Source organism: Aliiroseovarius sp. D2-2, assembly GCF_055809455.1.
On the sequence record NZ_CM147913.1, the window covers coordinates 1,530,154 to 1,546,674 of the forward strand.

The 16,521-nt window shown below is 55.3% G+C and carries 14 protein-coding genes and 2 pseudogenes; 10 read left to right on the forward strand and 6 right to left on the reverse strand.

Features of this window, described 5'->3' with window-relative positions; translation table 11 throughout:
- Positions 1 to 109 precede the first annotated feature (109 nt).
- The gene (nrdR, locus tag AC0L6A_RS07590; RefSeq protein WP_473293239.1) at positions 110 to 583 is read left to right on the forward strand and encodes a transcriptional regulator NrdR; all 474 of its coding nucleotides are present in this window, start codon (positions 110 to 112) and stop codon (positions 581 to 583) included.
- Between the two features lie 41 nt (positions 584 to 624).
- Positions 625 to 1,698, forward strand: a complete 1,074-nt coding sequence (gene ribD / locus AC0L6A_RS07595) for a bifunctional diaminohydroxyphosphoribosylaminopyrimidine deaminase/5-amino-6-(5-phosphoribosylamino)uracil reductase RibD (protein ID WP_473293240.1) — start codon at positions 625 to 627, stop codon at positions 1,696 to 1,698.
- Here the strand turns inward: ribD and AC0L6A_RS07600 are convergent.
- The 3 genes and pseudogenes from AC0L6A_RS07600 to AC0L6A_RS07610 form a co-directional block, all read right to left on the reverse strand.
- A pseudogene (locus AC0L6A_RS07600) lies at positions 1,695 to 3,762 on the reverse strand (capsular polysaccharide biosynthesis protein). The gene ribD and the pseudogene AC0L6A_RS07600 overlap by 4 nt on opposite strands.
- Positions 3,763 to 3,770: 8 nt before the next feature.
- Positions 3,771 to 4,913, reverse strand: a complete 1,143-nt coding sequence (locus tag AC0L6A_RS07605) for a polysaccharide biosynthesis/export family protein (protein WP_473293241.1) — start codon at positions 4,911 to 4,913, stop codon at positions 3,771 to 3,773.
- A gap of 84 nt (positions 4,914 to 4,997) precedes the next feature.
- Positions 4,998 to 6,290 (reverse strand): capsule biosynthesis protein, encoded by a 1,293-nt coding sequence (locus AC0L6A_RS07610; RefSeq protein ID WP_473293242.1) that lies wholly within the window; start codon positions 6,288 to 6,290, stop codon positions 4,998 to 5,000.
- 204 nt (positions 6,291 to 6,494) lie between these two features.
- On the opposite strand from AC0L6A_RS07610, the gene AC0L6A_RS07615 reads away from it, so the two are divergent.
- The 8 genes and pseudogenes from AC0L6A_RS07615 to AC0L6A_RS07650 all read left to right on the forward strand — a co-directional run bounded on the left by AC0L6A_RS07615 (position 6,495) and on the right by AC0L6A_RS07650 (position 12,881).
- Entirely contained in the window at positions 6,495 to 7,088 is a 594-nt protein-coding gene (locus AC0L6A_RS07615) for a riboflavin synthase (protein ID WP_473293243.1), read from the forward strand.
- 82 nt (positions 7,089 to 7,170) lie between these two features.
- On the forward strand, positions 7,171 to 8,136 hold the full coding sequence (locus AC0L6A_RS07620; protein WP_473293244.1) for an MBL fold metallo-hydrolase: 966 nt from the start codon (positions 7,171 to 7,173) through the stop codon (positions 8,134 to 8,136).
- A 100-nt stretch (positions 8,137 to 8,236) separates the two neighbouring features.
- The gene (gene ribB, locus AC0L6A_RS07625; protein ID WP_473293245.1) at positions 8,237 to 9,367 is read left to right on the forward strand and encodes a 3,4-dihydroxy-2-butanone-4-phosphate synthase; all 1,131 of its coding nucleotides are present in this window, start codon (positions 8,237 to 8,239) and stop codon (positions 9,365 to 9,367) included.
- A gap of 3 nt (positions 9,368 to 9,370) precedes the next feature.
- On the forward strand, positions 9,371 to 9,922 hold the full coding sequence (locus tag AC0L6A_RS07630) for a 6,7-dimethyl-8-ribityllumazine synthase (protein WP_473293246.1): 552 nt from the start codon (positions 9,371 to 9,373) through the stop codon (positions 9,920 to 9,922).
- Positions 9,919 to 10,386 carry a transcription antitermination factor NusB gene (gene nusB, locus AC0L6A_RS07635; RefSeq protein ID WP_473293248.1) on the forward strand — a complete coding sequence of 156 codons (468 nt, stop codon included), beginning with the start codon at positions 9,919 to 9,921 and terminating at the stop codon, positions 10,384 to 10,386. The genes AC0L6A_RS07630 and nusB overlap by 4 nt, the downstream gene beginning before the upstream one ends.
- A gap of 289 nt (positions 10,387 to 10,675) precedes the next feature.
- Positions 10,676 to 12,151 carry a sulfatase-like hydrolase/transferase gene (locus AC0L6A_RS07640; protein ID WP_473293249.1) on the forward strand — a complete coding sequence of 492 codons (1,476 nt, stop codon included), beginning with the start codon at positions 10,676 to 10,678 and terminating at the stop codon, positions 12,149 to 12,151.
- A gap of 102 nt (positions 12,152 to 12,253) precedes the next feature.
- Positions 12,254 to 12,556 carry a hypothetical protein gene (locus AC0L6A_RS07645; protein ID WP_473293250.1) on the forward strand — a complete coding sequence of 101 codons (303 nt, stop codon included), beginning with the start codon at positions 12,254 to 12,256 and terminating at the stop codon, positions 12,554 to 12,556.
- Positions 12,557 to 12,612: 56 nt separating this feature from the next.
- Positions 12,613 to 12,881, forward strand: a pseudogene (locus tag AC0L6A_RS07650) (DksA/TraR family C4-type zinc finger protein).
- Positions 12,882 to 12,913: 32 nt separating this feature from the next.
- Here the strand turns inward: AC0L6A_RS07650 and AC0L6A_RS07655 are convergent.
- The 3 genes from AC0L6A_RS07655 to AC0L6A_RS07665 all read right to left on the reverse strand — a co-directional run bounded on the left by AC0L6A_RS07655 (position 12,914) and on the right by AC0L6A_RS07665 (position 16,372).
- Positions 12,914 to 13,987, reverse strand: a complete 1,074-nt coding sequence (locus AC0L6A_RS07655; RefSeq protein ID WP_473293252.1) for a Hint domain-containing protein — start codon at positions 13,985 to 13,987, stop codon at positions 12,914 to 12,916.
- 169 nt (positions 13,988 to 14,156) lie between these two features.
- Entirely contained in the window at positions 14,157 to 15,986 is a 1,830-nt protein-coding gene (locus AC0L6A_RS07660) for a M3 family oligoendopeptidase (protein WP_473293253.1), read from the reverse strand.
- Positions 15,987 to 16,072: 86 nt separating this feature from the next.
- Positions 16,073 to 16,372 (reverse strand): YciI family protein, encoded by a 300-nt coding sequence (locus AC0L6A_RS07665; RefSeq protein WP_473293254.1) that lies wholly within the window; start codon positions 16,370 to 16,372, stop codon positions 16,073 to 16,075.
- Positions 16,373 to 16,521 lie beyond the last annotated feature (149 nt).

Here is a 16,521-nt window from a genome sequence, read left to right on the forward strand (position 1 = left end):
GGTGTGTGCAATTCGGGCTACACAAGACCTAGAGGCTCGCCTATAGTGCCTGTGGATAAGTGGTTATAGACCCACACCCACATGGTTCAGTGAAGGAAGGGGATCGCCCATGCGCTGTCCGTTTTGCGGAAATATCGACACTCAGGTAAAAGACAGCCGCCCAGCCGAGGATCACGTCGCGATCCGGCGACGTCGCTTTTGTCCGGCATGCGGGGGACGCTTTACAACCTATGAACGGGTGCAATTGCGTGATCTCGTGGTGATAAAGTCCAACGGTCGCCGTGAAGACTTTGACCGTGAGAAGCTTGAGCGTTCGATCCGTATATCGATGCAGAAACGTCCGGTTGATCCAGAGCGGATTGATCAGATGATCTCGGGCATTGTTCGGCGTCTTGAAAGTATGGGCGAGACCGACATTCAGTCGAAGACAATCGGTGAGATTGTGATGGAGGCTTTGGCCCGGATCGACACCGTTGCCTATGTGCGGTTTGCCAGCGTTTACAAAAACTTCCAAGCTGCCGATGACTTCGACAAGTTTGTCAGCGAGCTGCGACCAGATATTCCGATGGAAGACGACGAGTAGCCTTATGACTGCGGACAAGACCGGCGCGGATTCTCAGGTATATGCGCCTGGCCCTGTCGCTTGCGCGGCGGGGTCTTGGGCGCGTGTGGCCCAATCCCGCTGTGGGCTGTGTCATTGTGCGTGATAGCCGGATTGTGGGTCGTGGGTGGACGCAGCCGGGGGGGCGACCTCATGCAGAGACAGTTGCGCTTGCTCAGGCAGGTGCTGCTGCGCAAGGGGCCACAGCCTATGTCACGCTGGAACCCTGCGCCCATCACGGAAAAACGCCTCCTTGTGTGGACGCGTTGATCACTGCCGGTGTCGCGCGTGTTGTGTGCGCCTTGGGCGATCCCGATCCACGAGTGGATGGCGGCGGCTTCGATAAGCTTAAGGATGCGGGCATCGAGGTTGTAACGGGTTTTTGCAAGGACGAAGCGCGCATTGATCAGGCAGGCTTTCTAAGCCGCGTCACCCGTGGTCGCCCAACGGTGACACTGAAACTTGCCAGCAGCTTTGACGGGCGTATCGCAACAGCCAGTGGTGAAAGCCAGTGGATCACCGGGCCTGCTGCGCGCCGCCATGTGCATGCGATGCGTGCGAACCATGATGCGGTGATGATCGGGGCAGGGACGGCTCGTGATGATGATCCATCGCTGACGGTGCGCGGGTTGGGAATAGAACACCAGCCGGTGCGGGTGGTTTTGTCACGGCACTTGGACCTTCCGCTGGACAGCAAACTTGCGAAATCCGCAAAGGAAATTCCCTTGTGGATTTGCCATGGTCGCCGCGCCGCGCCCGAGCTGCTGTCGGTCTGGAAAGATATCGGGGCAACACTGATTGAAGTGGGCGAAGCGCAGGCCGCATTGGATCCAGCCTCGGTTCTTGAGGCACTTGGCGCGCGTGGATTGACCCGTGTCTACTGCGAAGGCGGCGGCGGGGTGGCCGCGTCCCTTCTGATGGCCAGAATGGTTGATGAGCTTGTGGGCTATGGCGCGGGCCTTGCGATTGGTGCCGAAGGGCGACCGTCTTTGGCTGCAATGGGCTTAAGCCGACTGGCCGAAGCCCCCAGATTAACGTTGGTCGAGTGTCGCGAAATTGGTGGCGATGTCTTGCACCGTTGGCGCGCAAGCCCTTAACGCCATAGGTAGGCGTAACTGGCGAATAGTCCCTGCAATTTGGCTAGTAACCGTGTGCTGTGGCGTCCTTTGGGCAGATCACCGGACGCAAGGCGATCCACAACCACTTCGACCGGACAAGCCGTTTTGGTGATTGGATCGAAATAGCGCGGATAGTCGATCAAAACTGCATGCGCCAAAGCGATCAGGATCTGGTCGCGCTTGCCGCCTGTCTGGAACATCGCCCAGATCATTGGTCAATCCCCATCCGGCATAGAAGGGCGCACCTAAACAGGTGACAGGACGCCCGCGCAAAAGGGCTTCGAACCCCATGGTGGACGTCATCGTCCACAGTTCATCGACATGATCCAAAAGCGCGATGGGGTCAGACTCATCCGCGACCAGATCCGCATGACGTAAAGCCTCGTCCGTCGGAATGCGCCCCTCTCGCAATCCGGCTTCGACGTCCGGATGCGGTTTGTAGATGATCACTGCGTCGGGGTTCTCGATCCGCACGCGCTTCAGCAAATCCAGATTGGTTGCAACTGTTGATGTCCCCAGTTTGATCGAGGCATCATCTTCCACCTGTCCCGGCACAAGAATGCGGTTTCCCGACGGCAGATCGTCCAGACCCACAGGCAGCGGGCGATCCAGATTGTATTTGCCCAGCCGGTTTGTCGTGATGCGATCGATCAATCGCGCAGCCCGTTCGCGGCCATGGTCGGGCAGGGTGGTCGCGTTCTCTATGTGCCGTTCCAGCCTGCTTTCGCGCGTCGGATCATAGTAGATGCCTAGATCATCACGCACCAACGACAAGGGCGGAGTAAGCTCTGCCCCCAACCCGCACGAGCGTAGAAAACCATCTTCAATGCGTAGGGGCGTTTGGTGCGCGCTGTGTTCTGATGTTTCTTTCCCAGCCCAAACCATCAGCGGGCGCTGCGACGTATCGGCCCCCTTTGCGGCGCGCGCGGCATTGTCATCAAACACCATTGCAGTGCCCGCTTTGAAGAGCTCGGCCAGCGGGCGACGTTTCCATAGACGCATACCGCTGGCGACGTAGCCTTGGTTGTCTTCGCGCCATGCCCGCGCACGCGCTTCTAACGTGTCCAGAACCTGTTCAATCTCGCACAACATATCGCGATAGGGATCATACCAAGTGGGATAGATCATCATTGCAGCGGCAAACAGTTGTGGACGTGTCAGTTTGCGGTTGCGTCGGTTCATGGGCTGCCGATCCTCGGTCAAACCCCATCCCGCATAAAACGGCTGGCCGAACACTTGCGGCTTATGGCCCGCCAAAATGGCTTCGAGCCCCATGCCTGAACTGACAGTGTAGACCGCCATGGCTCCGTCCAGAAGCGCCCATGGGCTGACGGCACCGGTGATAAGCTGAACCTGTTCGTTTGCATCTTCAGGACCAAAATGACCGTTGCGGTGGCCAGCCTGCGTTTCGGGATGTGTTTTGATCAGAATACGCGCATGGGGATGTTCCAGACGGGCGGCGACCAACATGTCGCGAAAGCTCGCCTCAGTTGCTCCACCATGGCGGATCGACGCGTCCCCTGCGGTCTGATCCAGCACAAGGACATAAGGCGCATCAGGCACGGGTAAAGAAGGCAGGAACGCGTTGTATTTGGACAGGTGGCCAGATTTCATACGCTCAATTGCGACGCGCGCACGGTTTAGCAATGCGCTGTCATCCAGCGGGTCGTTCATTAGGATGTGTTCAAGCCGCGAAGGGGAGGAGCCATCGAAATGTACACCCAAGTCATCCAGCAATAGACCCAAAGGGGGTTCGCCGGACCGACCGGGCAGAACGGACCTTAGAAATGCGTCTTCAACACGCAGAACTGAACTGTCTTTTCTTGCGGCCATAGCCTCGCCCCGGCCAGAGGTGGGGCTTTTGCCCCATGTGCCGACCCAGTCGTCAGCTGCAGGAACGCCAAGCCGGATTTTCCAACCCGAGAGCTCTAGAATTCGTTTGATGCGCGGCTGTGTCAGAAAGCCGCCATTATAAACAAAAAGCCGCCGGGGCATCTGCTGCCCGGCGGCTTGTTTCTTTTCGTTATGATCGCTCACGGGCATTGGCCCGTTTAATCAGCAGCTAGGCTTTGATTCAGCGCCGAAATTGATCCTGCTGTGGCAAGTGTACCTGTCAGGGCAGTCAGCACTTTCGACCACTGAACATAGGGAGCTTCGGTCACATAAACCGTATCACCATCACGGATCACAAAGTCGCGGGCCATGAACAGTCCGTTGGTCTCGGTCAGGTTCAGGACGTAGACCATCCGCTGCGATCCGCGAAGGTCTGATCGGCGCAGAACCGCGTTAGCAACATCTGCGCTTTCGTTGCGCAGAACGAAAACGCCGGTCGGATCTGCCGTAGCCGGGGACAACCCGCCAACCTGTGCAATCGCTTCAACCGCAGAAAGGGTCTGGCTTTCAAAGCCAACGCGGCTTTGAGTGCCAGTGGCGCCAAGCGCTGTGTAGGTGCGGGTGTCGGCTTCGACAAGAATGCGATCACCCCCACGCAGGGCGATGTCCATATTCGGGTATCTGAACAGGTCTTCAAACCAGATTTCGCCAGTTTTGCGGCCACGGATTACTTTGACTTTAGCAATTTCAGGCTCAATCGATACGCCGCCAGCACGAGCAAGCATGGCATTCAGGGTGCGGGTTGGACGTTCGATCGGATAGACACCTTGTCCTCCAACCGCGCCCGAGATCGAAACCGTAGCCCCGTCACCGGCCATGCGACGGACGGTGACCTGCGGGTCAGGTGTTTGTTCGGCAAGCTTGCTGGTGATCACGCGGCGAATGGCCTCGGGCGAATTTCCGGCTGCTTTCACACGTCCCGCGTAGGGAATGAAAATATTGCCAGCGCCATCGACTTGGACTTGCTCAAGCGTAGCAGGGGCACCTGCTGTTGTCAGAATGCCGTCTTCGACGTTTTCCCAGATCGAGATGCCAAGAACGTCACCCGGCCGGATTGTGTCAGAGCCAACAACGCTACTGTTCTGAAAACTTTTGCTGAACCCAATTGCAGGAACCTCAGCCGCTTCACGTGCCACACGTGTATCTACGTCAACGATGTATGCATCACCGTTCTTCTCAACAGAACCTGCGTAGATTTCCTGTTTGCTTGGACCGCTGCGGGGCAGACCACAAGCTGCGAGGGCAACTAATGCCGCCGTCAAGGCCAAGTGTTTGGTCCAAATTGTTTTTTTAGCGTTCACTGCCCGACCCCTTCATGGAGGTTTGATTCATTTTCAGCAATCTATCGTGAGACAGGAGCGTTTTCCAGCAGTGATGAGAAAGGGTTAGCTGACGACGCTTAACTGTTGCCGAGGTGCCGCTGTGCCATATTCCAACGCATGATAGGGATCATGCGGCGATAGCATCATATCAACGACTTGGCGCAATAGTTGCCGACGTCCACGCGAGGAGTAAAAACCGCCTGCTACCTGACTGGATTCCAACAAAAAATGCCTGTAGTCGCGGTAGGCGCGCTTATCGGGCCGAGTTGGGGATTCAAAGAATTCAGGCAATGATTGCTCGGACACAAACTCAGGCTTTGCATAGACCGCGTCACCGAAAAGCTTCAGTGGAAGCCCGCGCCACAGAACCTGCTGCGCTGCGGTCGAGTTGATTGTGACCGACGACCGCGCGTGATCGAGCAATTTTGCGAGCTTTCCCCCGCGCACATAATGTACGCGGTCCGCAATCCCGTAGAACTGAGCTAATCTGCGAATTTCGCGCTGTTGTGGCACGCGCCCATCTTCAAGGGGGTGGGCTTTGAACACCAGGTGATGATGTGTTGCAGCGCCTTCGGCGAAATCCGAGATGACCCGTTCCAAAAACTCGGTCATCGTGGTGAAGGGGCTGTGCATCTGGAAGCTTGAATCATGTTCTAACTGAAGCAGCGCAAGATGATACGGAAAGCCTCCATATCGAATGCGCAGCGTGGCAGAGATACGGTTGGCCGCGATCACGGGCATTAAAACAAGACGTTGAAGATAAAGAAGAAATTCCTTCCCGACGCTAAGCGATCTATGAGGTCGGAAGTTGCGATATCGCTTGTTCAGGAACATCACAAACCAGTGGTAAAGCGCCCCGTAAAACACATGATGGCGCATGTCCCCCCAATGGGCAGGAGCTTCGGGAATGTCGGGTTCTGCATTTGCAAGAATGCGCTGCATATCATCCACCGAATACTCCATCAGGCGGGAGTTTCCGTTCGATCCATCACGTTCATAGGTGACCCAGTAGGGGCGCAAATACCCTTCTTCGAACACGTGAATGGTTAATCCCCGTGCGCGGGCCTGCTCAACTGCTTGCGCGTGGATCGGTCTTGTGTCGCCATAAAGAACGATATCGGTGATGCCATGTGTGTCGACAATCTGCTCAAACCGTTCGGACCATTGCTCTTGCGGATCGGTGAAGGGGATAAAGCTTGATTTGTCGCGCCAAAATGCTTGATCGCCACGGTTAAAGCCTACGCGCCACACCTTTGCACCTGATCGGCCCAGCATTTTGGCAAGGCGCCAGAAGAAAGGCCCATGGGGACCTTGCAGGAACAAAAAGTTACGGTTCTCGCCCGTGATGCGCGCCATACTGAAACTCACCAGATCGCTTGATGACTACGATGTAATAGGGATACCTGTAGTTGGTTATAGGGGAATTAACAGTGACTTGCGGCAAAAATGGGGCCAAATCTCGCGATTTCACACGGGACGCTCGACTGGTTGCTTCATGTCTTCAAACCCAAGGAAAATTACTCTAGACCGAAGGTCAACAGACCGACGAGGAGGCAACACATGTTTACCGGGATCATCACTGATGTAGGGCGTATTGAAGCGCTGGAGCAAGCAGGTGACATGCGCGCGCGGATATCAACTGCTTATGACACGGCCGGGATCGACATCGGCGCGTCCATTGCGTCCGACGGGGTTTGTCTGACCGTCGTTACCTTGGGTGAGAATTGGTATGATGTTGATATCTCAGCTGAAACCGTGTCGAAAACCAATCTCGGTGACTGGGCAGTTGGGCATCAAGTGAACCTTGAACGCGCCTTGAAAGTCGGGGATGAGCTGGGCGGTCATATCGTGTCCGGACATGTTGATGGGGTGGCCGAGATCGTCGCAATGGACGTTGAAGGTGACAGCACCCGCGTGCGGTTCAAAACGCCGTCCAATCTGGCACGCTTCATCGCCCCTAAAGGATCTGTTGCGCTGAACGGCACGTCCCTGACTGTGAACGAGGTTGAGGGCGACGTGTTCGGCGTGAATCTGATCTCACACACAAAAGAGGTCACGAATTGGGGGCAGACGAAGGTCGGCGACCGGGTGAACCTCGAGATTGATACGCTGGCGCGCTATGTGGCCCGTCTGGCCGATTACGGTCAGTCCTGATTTGTGTTTGCTGTGATCTCTGTTTGAAATATTCGTATATGGGCATATGATTGGCGAAATCCTTTTGTGACGGAGACCGCCCATGCCCCTCATTCGCCCCACTCGTCGTGATTTGCTGCGCTTGGCCGCAGTTGCACCCGCGTTTGCAATGCCTGCCACAGCGCGAGCCATGCTGGGCGCGCCGACCGATGGCAATCCGGCGCATTTCAGTTTCACGCTGGGGCAGGCGAAAATCACCATCGTTTCAGATGGGTATTTCACCATTCCCTTTGGTGGGCAGGCTATGAACGCGCCCGAAGAGGAAAAGCTGGCCTTCATGGCTGCGCATTATATTGATCCCGACGTTGGCTATTCCCACACCAACCACATGTATATCGAACTGGGCGAGGCGAAGGTTCTGGTCGATGTGGGATCAGGCAATCGCTGGTTTGATACAACGGGCCGGTTGATGGAAAACCTTGAGGCCGCTGGGATTGATCCAATGGGAATCACCCATGTCGCCATCACCCACGCGCATCCTGACCACATCTGGGGTATTCGCGATGATTTCGACGAGCCTGTGATCCCGGACGCAGAATACATCATGGGCGAGGCCGAGCGCACCCACTGGATGCAAGACGGTCTGGTGGATCGTGTCTCACCTGAAGATCAGCAGTTCGTACTGGGCGCTGTGAATTCGATTACGGCCGAAGGGTTGGAATGGACATTGGCTGGCAATGATCACGAGATCGCGCCGGGCATCCGCCTGATCGACACACCGGGACACACGCCGGGCCACATGTCGGTGGCTGTTGAAAGTGACGGTCAGCAATTGATCGCGCTGGGCGATTGCATGACGCATGCGATCCTGAATTTTGCACATCCTGAATGGTTCTCGGGCCGCGACGCAGACGGGGCACAAACCGGTGCCACCCGCAATCGTCTGCTGGATATGGTGGCCACGGATCGCATTGCTGTTCTGGGCTATCACTTCCCATTCCCGGGCGTGGGTCATGTGCGCAGGGCAGGGGATGCCTATCAGTTCGTCCCGGCGCTCTGGCAGTTTTAAGCATTTGCCGTGACGTCTTGGTCCCTTTCCCTGCCGCCTTTGGGCTGGCATTGAACGCGCGGCTGCGCTACTCAGCCCCGAACCTTAAGGGGAACGCGCTATGTCTGAGAGCACGACTTTCGAAACGCCTGGTCCGGTCGAAGCCGGATTGTCGGATGCCATTGCTTCTACGGAAGAGATCATCGCCGAGGCAAAGGCCGGGCGGATCTATATTCTTGTGGATCACGAGGACCGCGAGAACGAGGGTGATTTTGTCATTCCGGCGGATGCGTGTGATGCAACTGCGGTGAATTTCATGGCGACCCATGGGCGCGGGCTTATCTGTCTGCCGATGGAAGCCGCACGCGTCGATGAACTGGGCTTGCCGATGATGGCAATGCACAATTCCTCGCGTCATGAAACGGCCTTCACCGTGTCGATCGAAGCGCGCGAAGGTGTGACCACCGGGATTTCCGCTGCTGACCGCGCGCTGACGGTCGAGACAGCGATCAACCCAGCCAATGGCCCGGCCGAAATCGCGACCCCCGGTCACGTCTTCCCACTGCGCGCGCGCAATGGTGGCGTGTTGGTGCGGGCAGGGCACACCGAAGCCGCCGTGGACATTTCCCGTCTGGCGGGCCGCAATCCATCTGGTGTGATTTGCGAGATCATGAACGAAGACGGCACCATGGCACGTTTGCCAGAGCTTGTTGAAATTGCACAGAAACATGGGATTAAGATCGGGACCATCTCGGACCTGATCGCCTATCGTCGTCGCCACGACAATCTGGTGCGTGAGACGGGTCGCGAGACCATCACCTCGGAGTTTGGGGGCGAGTGGGAAATGCGGATTTTCACCGATATGACCCACGAGATTGAGCATGTTGTGCTGATCAAGGGCGACATCTCGACCGATGCGCCTGTGCTGGTGCGCACCCACGCGTTGCAAGAAGCGCAGGATGTGTTGGGTCTAGGCCCGAAACCCGCCGACGAACTGCCGCGCGCAATGAATATCATTGCAGGTGAAGGCCGTGGCGTTGTCTGCCTGTTCCGTGAGCCGCGCAAGACACTGCACGCGGACGAAGAAGAAGGCCCGCGCACGGTGCGCCAGATCGGATTGGGCTCGCAAATCCTGTCCACATTGGGCCTTAATGAAATGGTGCTTTTGACCGACAGCCCCGAGACGCGCTATGTGGGTCTGGACGCTTACGGGCTGACCATCACTGGCACACGCCCCATTCAAAAGGACTGATCCATGGCCATCGCAGAGCAGCACTACATTCTGGACCGCCCAAGCTTTGATAAGCCTGTGAAGCTTCTGGTCGTTGTTGCACCTTACTATAAGGATATCGCTGATAATCTGGTCGCCGGCGCCAAGGCCGAGATCGAGGCCGCTGGTGGCACATGGGATTTGATTGAAGTGCCCGGAGCGCTGGAAGTGCCAACCGCGATTTCCATAGCAGACCGCCTGTCAAACTTTGACGGATACGTGGCGCTGGGCTGTGTGATCCGGGGCGAAACCACCCATTATGAAACTGTCTGCAACGACAGCTCGCGTGCGATCCAACTGATGGGCCTGAACGGGCTGTGTATCGGCAACGGCATCCTGACGGTCGAAAACCGCAAGCAAGCCGAAGTGCGTGCAGATGTGAAAGACCAAAATAAAGGCGGCGGGGCAGCCGCTGCGGCCTTGCATCTGGTCGCGCTTTCGCGCAAATGGGCGTCTTCAAGCAAGGGCGTCGGGTTCAAAACACTTACGGATTCGATCAAACTTGCCGGTGACACGAAGGATACCCCAATCGCATGACGCTTTCCGGCAATCAGAAACGCCAGATGAAATCTGCAGCCCGCCTTTTCGCGGTGCAGGCGCTGTTTCAGATGGAAGCAGCAGGCCAGACGATGGACCGCGTCATGGTCGAGTTCGAAGATCATCGTTTTGGTGAAGAGTTCGACAACCACACGATGGCAGAGGGCGACAGCCGCCTGTTCCGCAAAGTGGTGGGCGATGCGGTGAACCATCAGGCAAAAATCGACCAGATGACCGATCGCGCACTTGTGGCGAAATGGCCCATCGCGCGTATCGATCCCACCCTGCGCGCACTGTTCCGTGCTGCAGGCGCTGAGCTGATTGAAGGTGACGCCCCACCCAAAGTGGTGATCACGGAATATGTCGATGTGGCCCGTGCGTTCTTTCCCGAAGGGGACGAGGCAAAGTTCTCGAACGCCGTTTTGGACCACATGGCCCGCGAGGCAAAGCCCGAAGCGTTCTGAAGTACACTTGGAGTGTTTTCAGCTGGCAAGCATCCGCAAAGAATGTGGTGTTTCTTAGTTTGCTGAAATTGAACCTAGGGTGGCATATTGATGCTCAATAATCCCCATAGGGTTGACGGGGGTGTTTTGCTGGAATAGTGAAAAGCAACTTTTTTTCATTTGTTTTGCAATGCCTTCTCGCCTTCAAGTTACCTCTTTTTCGAACATTTTTTTTCTGGCCACGCTGTGCGCCACCTTTGCACTCGCGACATGGGCAATCGTTTTCCACGGGGTCTATGAACGCCAAGGTATGATCGTTGTCGCACTTGCAGCTTTCCTGACATACTTGATCGTTCTTTGGACACGCCCAAGATCAGAGATGCGCGCTGATGCAAAGGTACGTGTCATTTTCTGGACACTTGCAGCACTATATTTTCCGTGGTTGGTAGTCAGACAGTATTTTGGCGATGTGACAGTGAATGCATTCGTGTTTCATTTGTCTGAAGATATCACAAAGGGTATTCCAAGCGAAACTTGGGTGATCCTTGCCGCTGCTTCAGTGCTGATTTTTGTGTATTTGCACAGCATTTTCATTTTTTTGACGCTGACACGGCATGCCAGTGTTTTGCTGTTGGCAGGAGCGCTCGTGCTTGCCGTTCTGAACCCAGTTTCCGCTTATACATGGGATAAGGTTGCATTTTACGTGCACGGCGGGTTGGAGCCCATTCGGCCCTTTGCGGCAGATCCGGTCGTCATTGGGACACCCGCACAACCACGCAATCTGGTGATCGTCTATTTAGAAGGCCTTGAATCTACATATGAAAACGAGGTGTTCGGGGATGTCTATGATCCGGTCGCTTCACTTCGTGAGTCCGCCACAACGTTCACAAGTGTTGGGCAAATGCCCATGACCGGGTGGAGCGTGGCCGGGCTTGTGGCTTCCCAATGCGGTTATCCGACGGTGCCGCGTGGTGTTCGACCAAGTTTTCGGATGGATAACGCAGATCAAGCGTTCATGGCAGATCGGGTTTGTTTGGGGGATCTTTTGTCCCTCGAAGGGTATCAGATTGAGATGTTGCTAGGAGCACATGCTGTATTTGGGGGGTTCGAGGCTTTCTTGCGCAGCCATTCCTATGATCGAATTCTGGACGTTCGATATTTGAAGAATGTGGGAGCTAAGGATAAGGGGGCATGGGGATATCACGACAGCGAAGTTTTCAAAGCAGGATTGGAGCGCCTTCGCCAGCTCGAGGATACAGATCGACCTTATGCGTTGTCTTTGTTCACCATCGGTCCGCATGGCCCACGTGGTTATCTGGCTGAAGAGTGCCGGGAAAACGGAATGTCTGACTCAGTGTCCGATGTTCTACCTGCGGTGAAATGCACCGGTCATCTGGCCCGTAACTTTATCAATAGCGCGCGCGAAGTTGTTGATCCTGCAACGCTATTTGTCGTTATGTCCGACCACCTTGCGCATCCCATGGTCAGCGCCACCCCACTACTTAGAACTTTCTCGCGCCGAAACACTGTTATGTTCCTTGGCGAAGATGAACCGCGCTCTGTTGTAGCAAAATCCGGTACCCTGATTGATGTCTACCCAACAATGCTCGAAGCGCTGGGCTATGATCTATCAGGAAGCCGAGCAGGACTGGGTGTGTCCTTGTTTTCGGGGATCAGATCTTTCGCAGATGGTGAAGAACGCAATACCACACGCCAACGGTTCCAACAGGATGTAGCGTTTTCCAGGTGGTTGTGGTCGGACGAAAGTTTGAGCAAATCGGACTAAACACCAAGGTTTGAGTTCCAAGGCCAGCGCTGCGACGACGTGGACGCTTTTGTATTCCAATACAAAGGAATACTATGTGGTTGTACAGTTAGGAAAATGACCATGCCAAAACTCGTCCGTGTTTACATTCAAAACGTTCTTGTAGGCTTCGGCTTGTCCGCAGCCTTCGTGGCGGCATTGCTGTACACCAACGTTGGGAATCTTTGGCATCTGATCTCGACCTCTGACATGGGGTGGATCGCTGTGCTGATGCTGTTCATGTTCAACGGTATTGTTTTTGCCGGGGTGCAGTTTGCCTTTGTTATCATGCGGATGGAGACGCGTGACGATACGCCAAAAGGCGGCACGCGTCAGCCCGTGATCACTGGCGAAACCGCCCCTGTGAAAGTTGCGGCCACCCGCTGACATCTTGCCAGTACTCGTGATTAAGGTCATGCTTTCCAAGCAGTGACGGAGGAACCATGGCTGGTGGATGGGCGCGCGATGGCGCTGTAAGCGAACAGATTGAAGCTTCGGTCTCGGACGAATTGGCCCGCATGAAGGCCGAAAGCAAACCCGTGGGCGAAAGCTTTACCCATTGTGCGGAATGCGAAGAGAGATCCCTCAGGCCCGTCGCGAAGCCTTGCCGGGTGTAAAGCTATGCATCGATTGCGTGCGTGAGCGGGATGCGGCGTTCAAAACGCGCCCCGGCTTCAATCGGCGTGGTTCAAAAGACAGCCAATTGAAATAGCGGCGGGGCGGGGGATGTTCTGCCCAGAATGATCAGCCAAGCATTTTGTAAGATGACAGCAAAGCCCGATTGTTTTGCGCATGGCGCGCAACAAGTCTGACTTGGCGTTTGTTGGCTGGGATTAGGCATGCCGACGACGGTTCAAACTTGTCCATCTCATCGGGAAAAATCTCGTGCAGTTCTTGCAACGAAGCGGGCGGAAGCGATTTGATCGCTTCTGGGCCAAGAAGAAGGCTTTCTGTCGGTGCGCCTTCAGCAAATAAGACCTCGTGTTCCTCCATGACGATATGAAAGTACGTGACGCTGGAGACTGAGGTATCAACATAAATGCCGGGCAAGTCCGTCAGTTTGATGGCCGCGATAAGAACTTCCGAGACGTCGAACATGCGTTTCACGATCGGGGACGTCACCAGCATTCTATGTTGCCGCGATACCAGAAGGTCGCGCGTTGGCAGACCCTGACCAAGCGCGCCCTTGCAGATGCGCACCGGGAAAAGCCGAGAATTCGCTTTAAGGTCTGCGTCCGTGATATGTCTGTGAAGAATATGGGCGACGGGCTGATGAGAGCCGCCGAAGGTTTCGACCAGTGTACCGGCTCTGAGGTCTTCGACGGGAACGATACCTTGGACGGTAGTCACAAGTGTTCCGCTTGTAAGGCACGGTATGCTGCCGGGGGTAGGGGAAGTGTTGACAGTGTAGCTCGTTACGTCCCCAGTCGTCGAGACAAGCGAAGATCCAGCACCTGCTTGACCAATATCGGTTGAGGTCATTCCGGACGCAGGGCCCTGAGTTGCCGAAACGGTTGCTGCGTTGTCATCGAATGATACGAAAGAATAGACCGTGCCGCTTTCGGAAAGCGAAACCGCGTTGGTTTTACCCAAACCGGTAAATGTGCCGACCGAATTGTCGATGATATAGACATCTTTGCCAGCAACATTTGTCGGCGTCAGTCCAGCAAGCGGGTTCGTTGTACGAATAGTACCATTAGCGTTGTAAATGGTAACGACAAGGTTTGTGACGTCGTATCCGCCATCAACTTGAATTTCGATGAAATCCTGAGGCGGACCACCGAGATACTTAAGCTCAGAGAAGAACGGATCGGCCATAATCTTAAATACCAGTTACAAAAACACATTGGCGTTCAGCCAATATGCGCAAATCACATTGCGAATTGTAACTTTAGTTCAAGTTTTAGTCGAATAACACTTTGTTGAGTGTGCTCGGTTGGCGAAATTCAACCGATGGCTGAGGTGTGTCAGCCATCGGTTGCTTAAATTAGTCTTCCATCGCTTCCAGCTCGTCGATAAATCCTTCGATCATTCCCAGACCTTTGGCCCAGAAATTCGGGTCGGATGCATCAAGCCCAAACGGGGCCAGAAGTTCTTTGTGGTGCTTCGATCCGCCGGCTTCCAGCATCTCGAAATACTTTTGCTGGAAATCCGCTTCGCCTTCTTCGTAGACAGCGTACAGCGCGTTCACCAAGCCGTCGCCAAACGCATAGGCGTAGACGTAGAAGGGCGAATGGACAAAGTGGGGGATGTAGGACCAGAAAGTCTCGTATCCATCCATGAAATCAAAGGCTTCGCCAAGGCTTTGTGCCTGTACTGACATCCACAACGCGTTGATGTCATCGGGTGTCAATTCACCTTCTGCGCGGGCTGCGTGCAGTTTGCATTCGAAGTCATAAAACGCGATCTGGCGCACGACTGTGTTGATCATGTCCTCGACTTTGCCTGCCAACATGACCTTCTTTTCCGCGGGCGTTTTCGCTTCGGACAGCAATTTGCGGAAGGTTAGCATTTCACCAAAGACGGAGGCGGTTTCGGCAAGTGTCAGCGGTGTTGATGACAGCATCTCGCCCTGCTTGGCAGCCAGAACCTGATGCACACCGTGGCCCAATTCATGCGCCAAGGTCATCACGTCACGCGGTTTGCCCAGATAGTTCAACATCACATAGGGATGGACATCTGTGACGGTCGGATGGGCAAATGCCCCCGGTGCTTTGCCGGGTTTCACGCCCGCATCAATCCAACCCTTTGAGAAGAAGGGCGCGGCGATCTTAGCCATACGGGGATCAAAGTCGGCATAGGCGTCCATGACGATCTTTTCGGCTTCAGGCCAGCTGACCAGTGCGTCATCTTCCATTGGCAGCGGCGCATTACGGTCCCAGACCTGCATCCGGTCAAGCCCCAGCCACTTGCGCTTAAGCTCGTAATACCGGTGCGACAGGCGCGGGTAGGCGTCGACCACAGCGTTTCGCAACGCCTCGACCACTTCTGGCTCTACGTGGTTGGACAGATGCCGCCCGGTCTGCGGGCTGGGCATGTTGCGCCACGTATCCTCGATGGCCTTTTCTTTGGCCAAAGTGTTGTGAACGCGCGCGAAAATCTTGACGTTCTCGCCCAGCACGCGGGCGATCTCTTCTGATGCGGCTTGGCGGGTGTCGCGATCTTTTTCAGTCAAAAGGTTTGCTGTGGCTTCAAGCCCGCGCTCTTCCCCATTCACCGTGAACATCAACCCTGCAACGGTTTCATCAAACAGCGTGTTCCAAGCCGACGCCCCGACCGAAGATTTGTCATGCATGAACTGTTCCAGTTCATCTGACAGCTGATACGGGCGCATGGCACGTAGCCGGTCAAAGATGGGTTTGTAGCGCGCAAGGTCTGCGTTGTCGGCGAACCAACCGTCCAGCACTGCGTCATCTATCCGGTTCACTTCGAGCGAGAAGAACACCAAAGGCGCTGTGAATACGGTGATCTGTTCCTGACAGTTTTGGAAAAATTGCGCGCGATCGGCATCCGTTGTCTGCTGGTAATACCGCAGACCGGCGAAAGACATGATGCGTCCACCGATCAGGTCAATTTTTTCGTAGGCATTCACGCAGTCCAACATGCCAGCAGCATCCAGCCCCGCCAGTTTCCCCTGATAGGTCTGGGCGAAATCAGCACATGCCGTTTCAAGCCATTTCAGGTCACGCTCAAGCTCTGGCGCGTCTTGCGAGGTGTAGAGATCAGACAGATCCCATTCCGGCAGATCTCCGAAGGGGTTATCCCCTGTACCGGCAGTTGCATCTCGCAGAATTTGTGGGGGTAGGGTGGAAAACATGAAACCTCCGAATATTTGTTCCTCAAGACATAGGCGGTGCGTGGGGTGGTTGCAATCTACTGCTGTTTTTGTCCTTGCGCGTGGGCTTATAGAATTGCGGATTGATCTTCTAAAATCTTGCCCCATGTGAAGATCTGATAGCTGCGATAGGCAGGCACAAAGAACGGATCTTCTTTAATGAGCGCTTCGACCGCGTCGCGGGTGTCAGCGTCAACAATCCAGAGCGCACCACAGAAATTGGCTTCTGGACTTGGCTTCAGGCCCCCGCCGATGACAAGCTCGGGGTGGGCCAAAGCAAAGGCCACATGGGCGTCGCGCGTCTTCGTGTTGGCACGAATGTTGTTCATCTCAGGTTTGTCTGTGAATATGACGGCCCAACGCTGCACTGGTATCTCCTTGTTTTATAGAAGCTTGGTTTTATAGAAGCTTGGCGGTGAACCTGACACGGGAATAGGGCCACTTAAGAAGGGGGAATGCGGCCAAGTTAGACCGCTATGATGTCTGCGCATTGGTGGAAACTGGCCTATTTTCCCCC

What these genes read in the sequence shown, in the direction of transcription:
- AC0L6A_RS07620 (WP_473293244.1), top strand. Translation starts at nt 7,171, where the DNA reads ATGCCCCTCATTCGCCCCACTCGTCGTGATTTGCTGCGCTTGGCCGCA.
- AC0L6A_RS07645 (WP_473293250.1), top strand. Translation starts at nt 12,254, where the DNA reads ATGCCAAAACTCGTCCGTGTTTACATTCAAAACGTTCTTGTAGGCTTC.
- AC0L6A_RS07660 (WP_473293253.1), bottom strand. Translation starts at nt 15,986, where the DNA reads ATGTTTTCCACCCTACCCCCACAAATTCTGCGAGATGCAACTGCCGGT.
- AC0L6A_RS07610 (WP_473293242.1), bottom strand. Translation starts at nt 6,290, where the DNA reads ATGGCGCGCATCACGGGCGAGAACCGTAACTTTTTGTTCCTGCAAGGT.
- ribD (WP_473293240.1), top strand. Translation starts at nt 625, where the DNA reads ATGCGCCTGGCCCTGTCGCTTGCGCGGCGGGGTCTTGGGCGCGTGTGG.
- AC0L6A_RS07615 (WP_473293243.1), top strand. Translation starts at nt 6,495, where the DNA reads ATGTTTACCGGGATCATCACTGATGTAGGGCGTATTGAAGCGCTGGAG.
- AC0L6A_RS07630 (WP_473293246.1), top strand. Translation starts at nt 9,371, where the DNA reads ATGGCCATCGCAGAGCAGCACTACATTCTGGACCGCCCAAGCTTTGAT.
- AC0L6A_RS07655 (WP_473293252.1), bottom strand. Translation starts at nt 13,987, where the DNA reads ATGGCCGATCCGTTCTTCTCTGAGCTTAAGTATCTCGGTGGTCCGCCT.
- nusB (WP_473293248.1), top strand. Translation starts at nt 9,919, where the DNA reads ATGACGCTTTCCGGCAATCAGAAACGCCAGATGAAATCTGCAGCCCGC.
- AC0L6A_RS07640 (WP_473293249.1), top strand. Translation starts at nt 10,676, where the DNA reads ATGATCGTTGTCGCACTTGCAGCTTTCCTGACATACTTGATCGTTCTT.
- nrdR (WP_473293239.1), top strand. Translation starts at nt 110, where the DNA reads ATGCGCTGTCCGTTTTGCGGAAATATCGACACTCAGGTAAAAGACAGC.
- ribB (WP_473293245.1), top strand. Translation starts at nt 8,237, where the DNA reads ATGTCTGAGAGCACGACTTTCGAAACGCCTGGTCCGGTCGAAGCCGGA.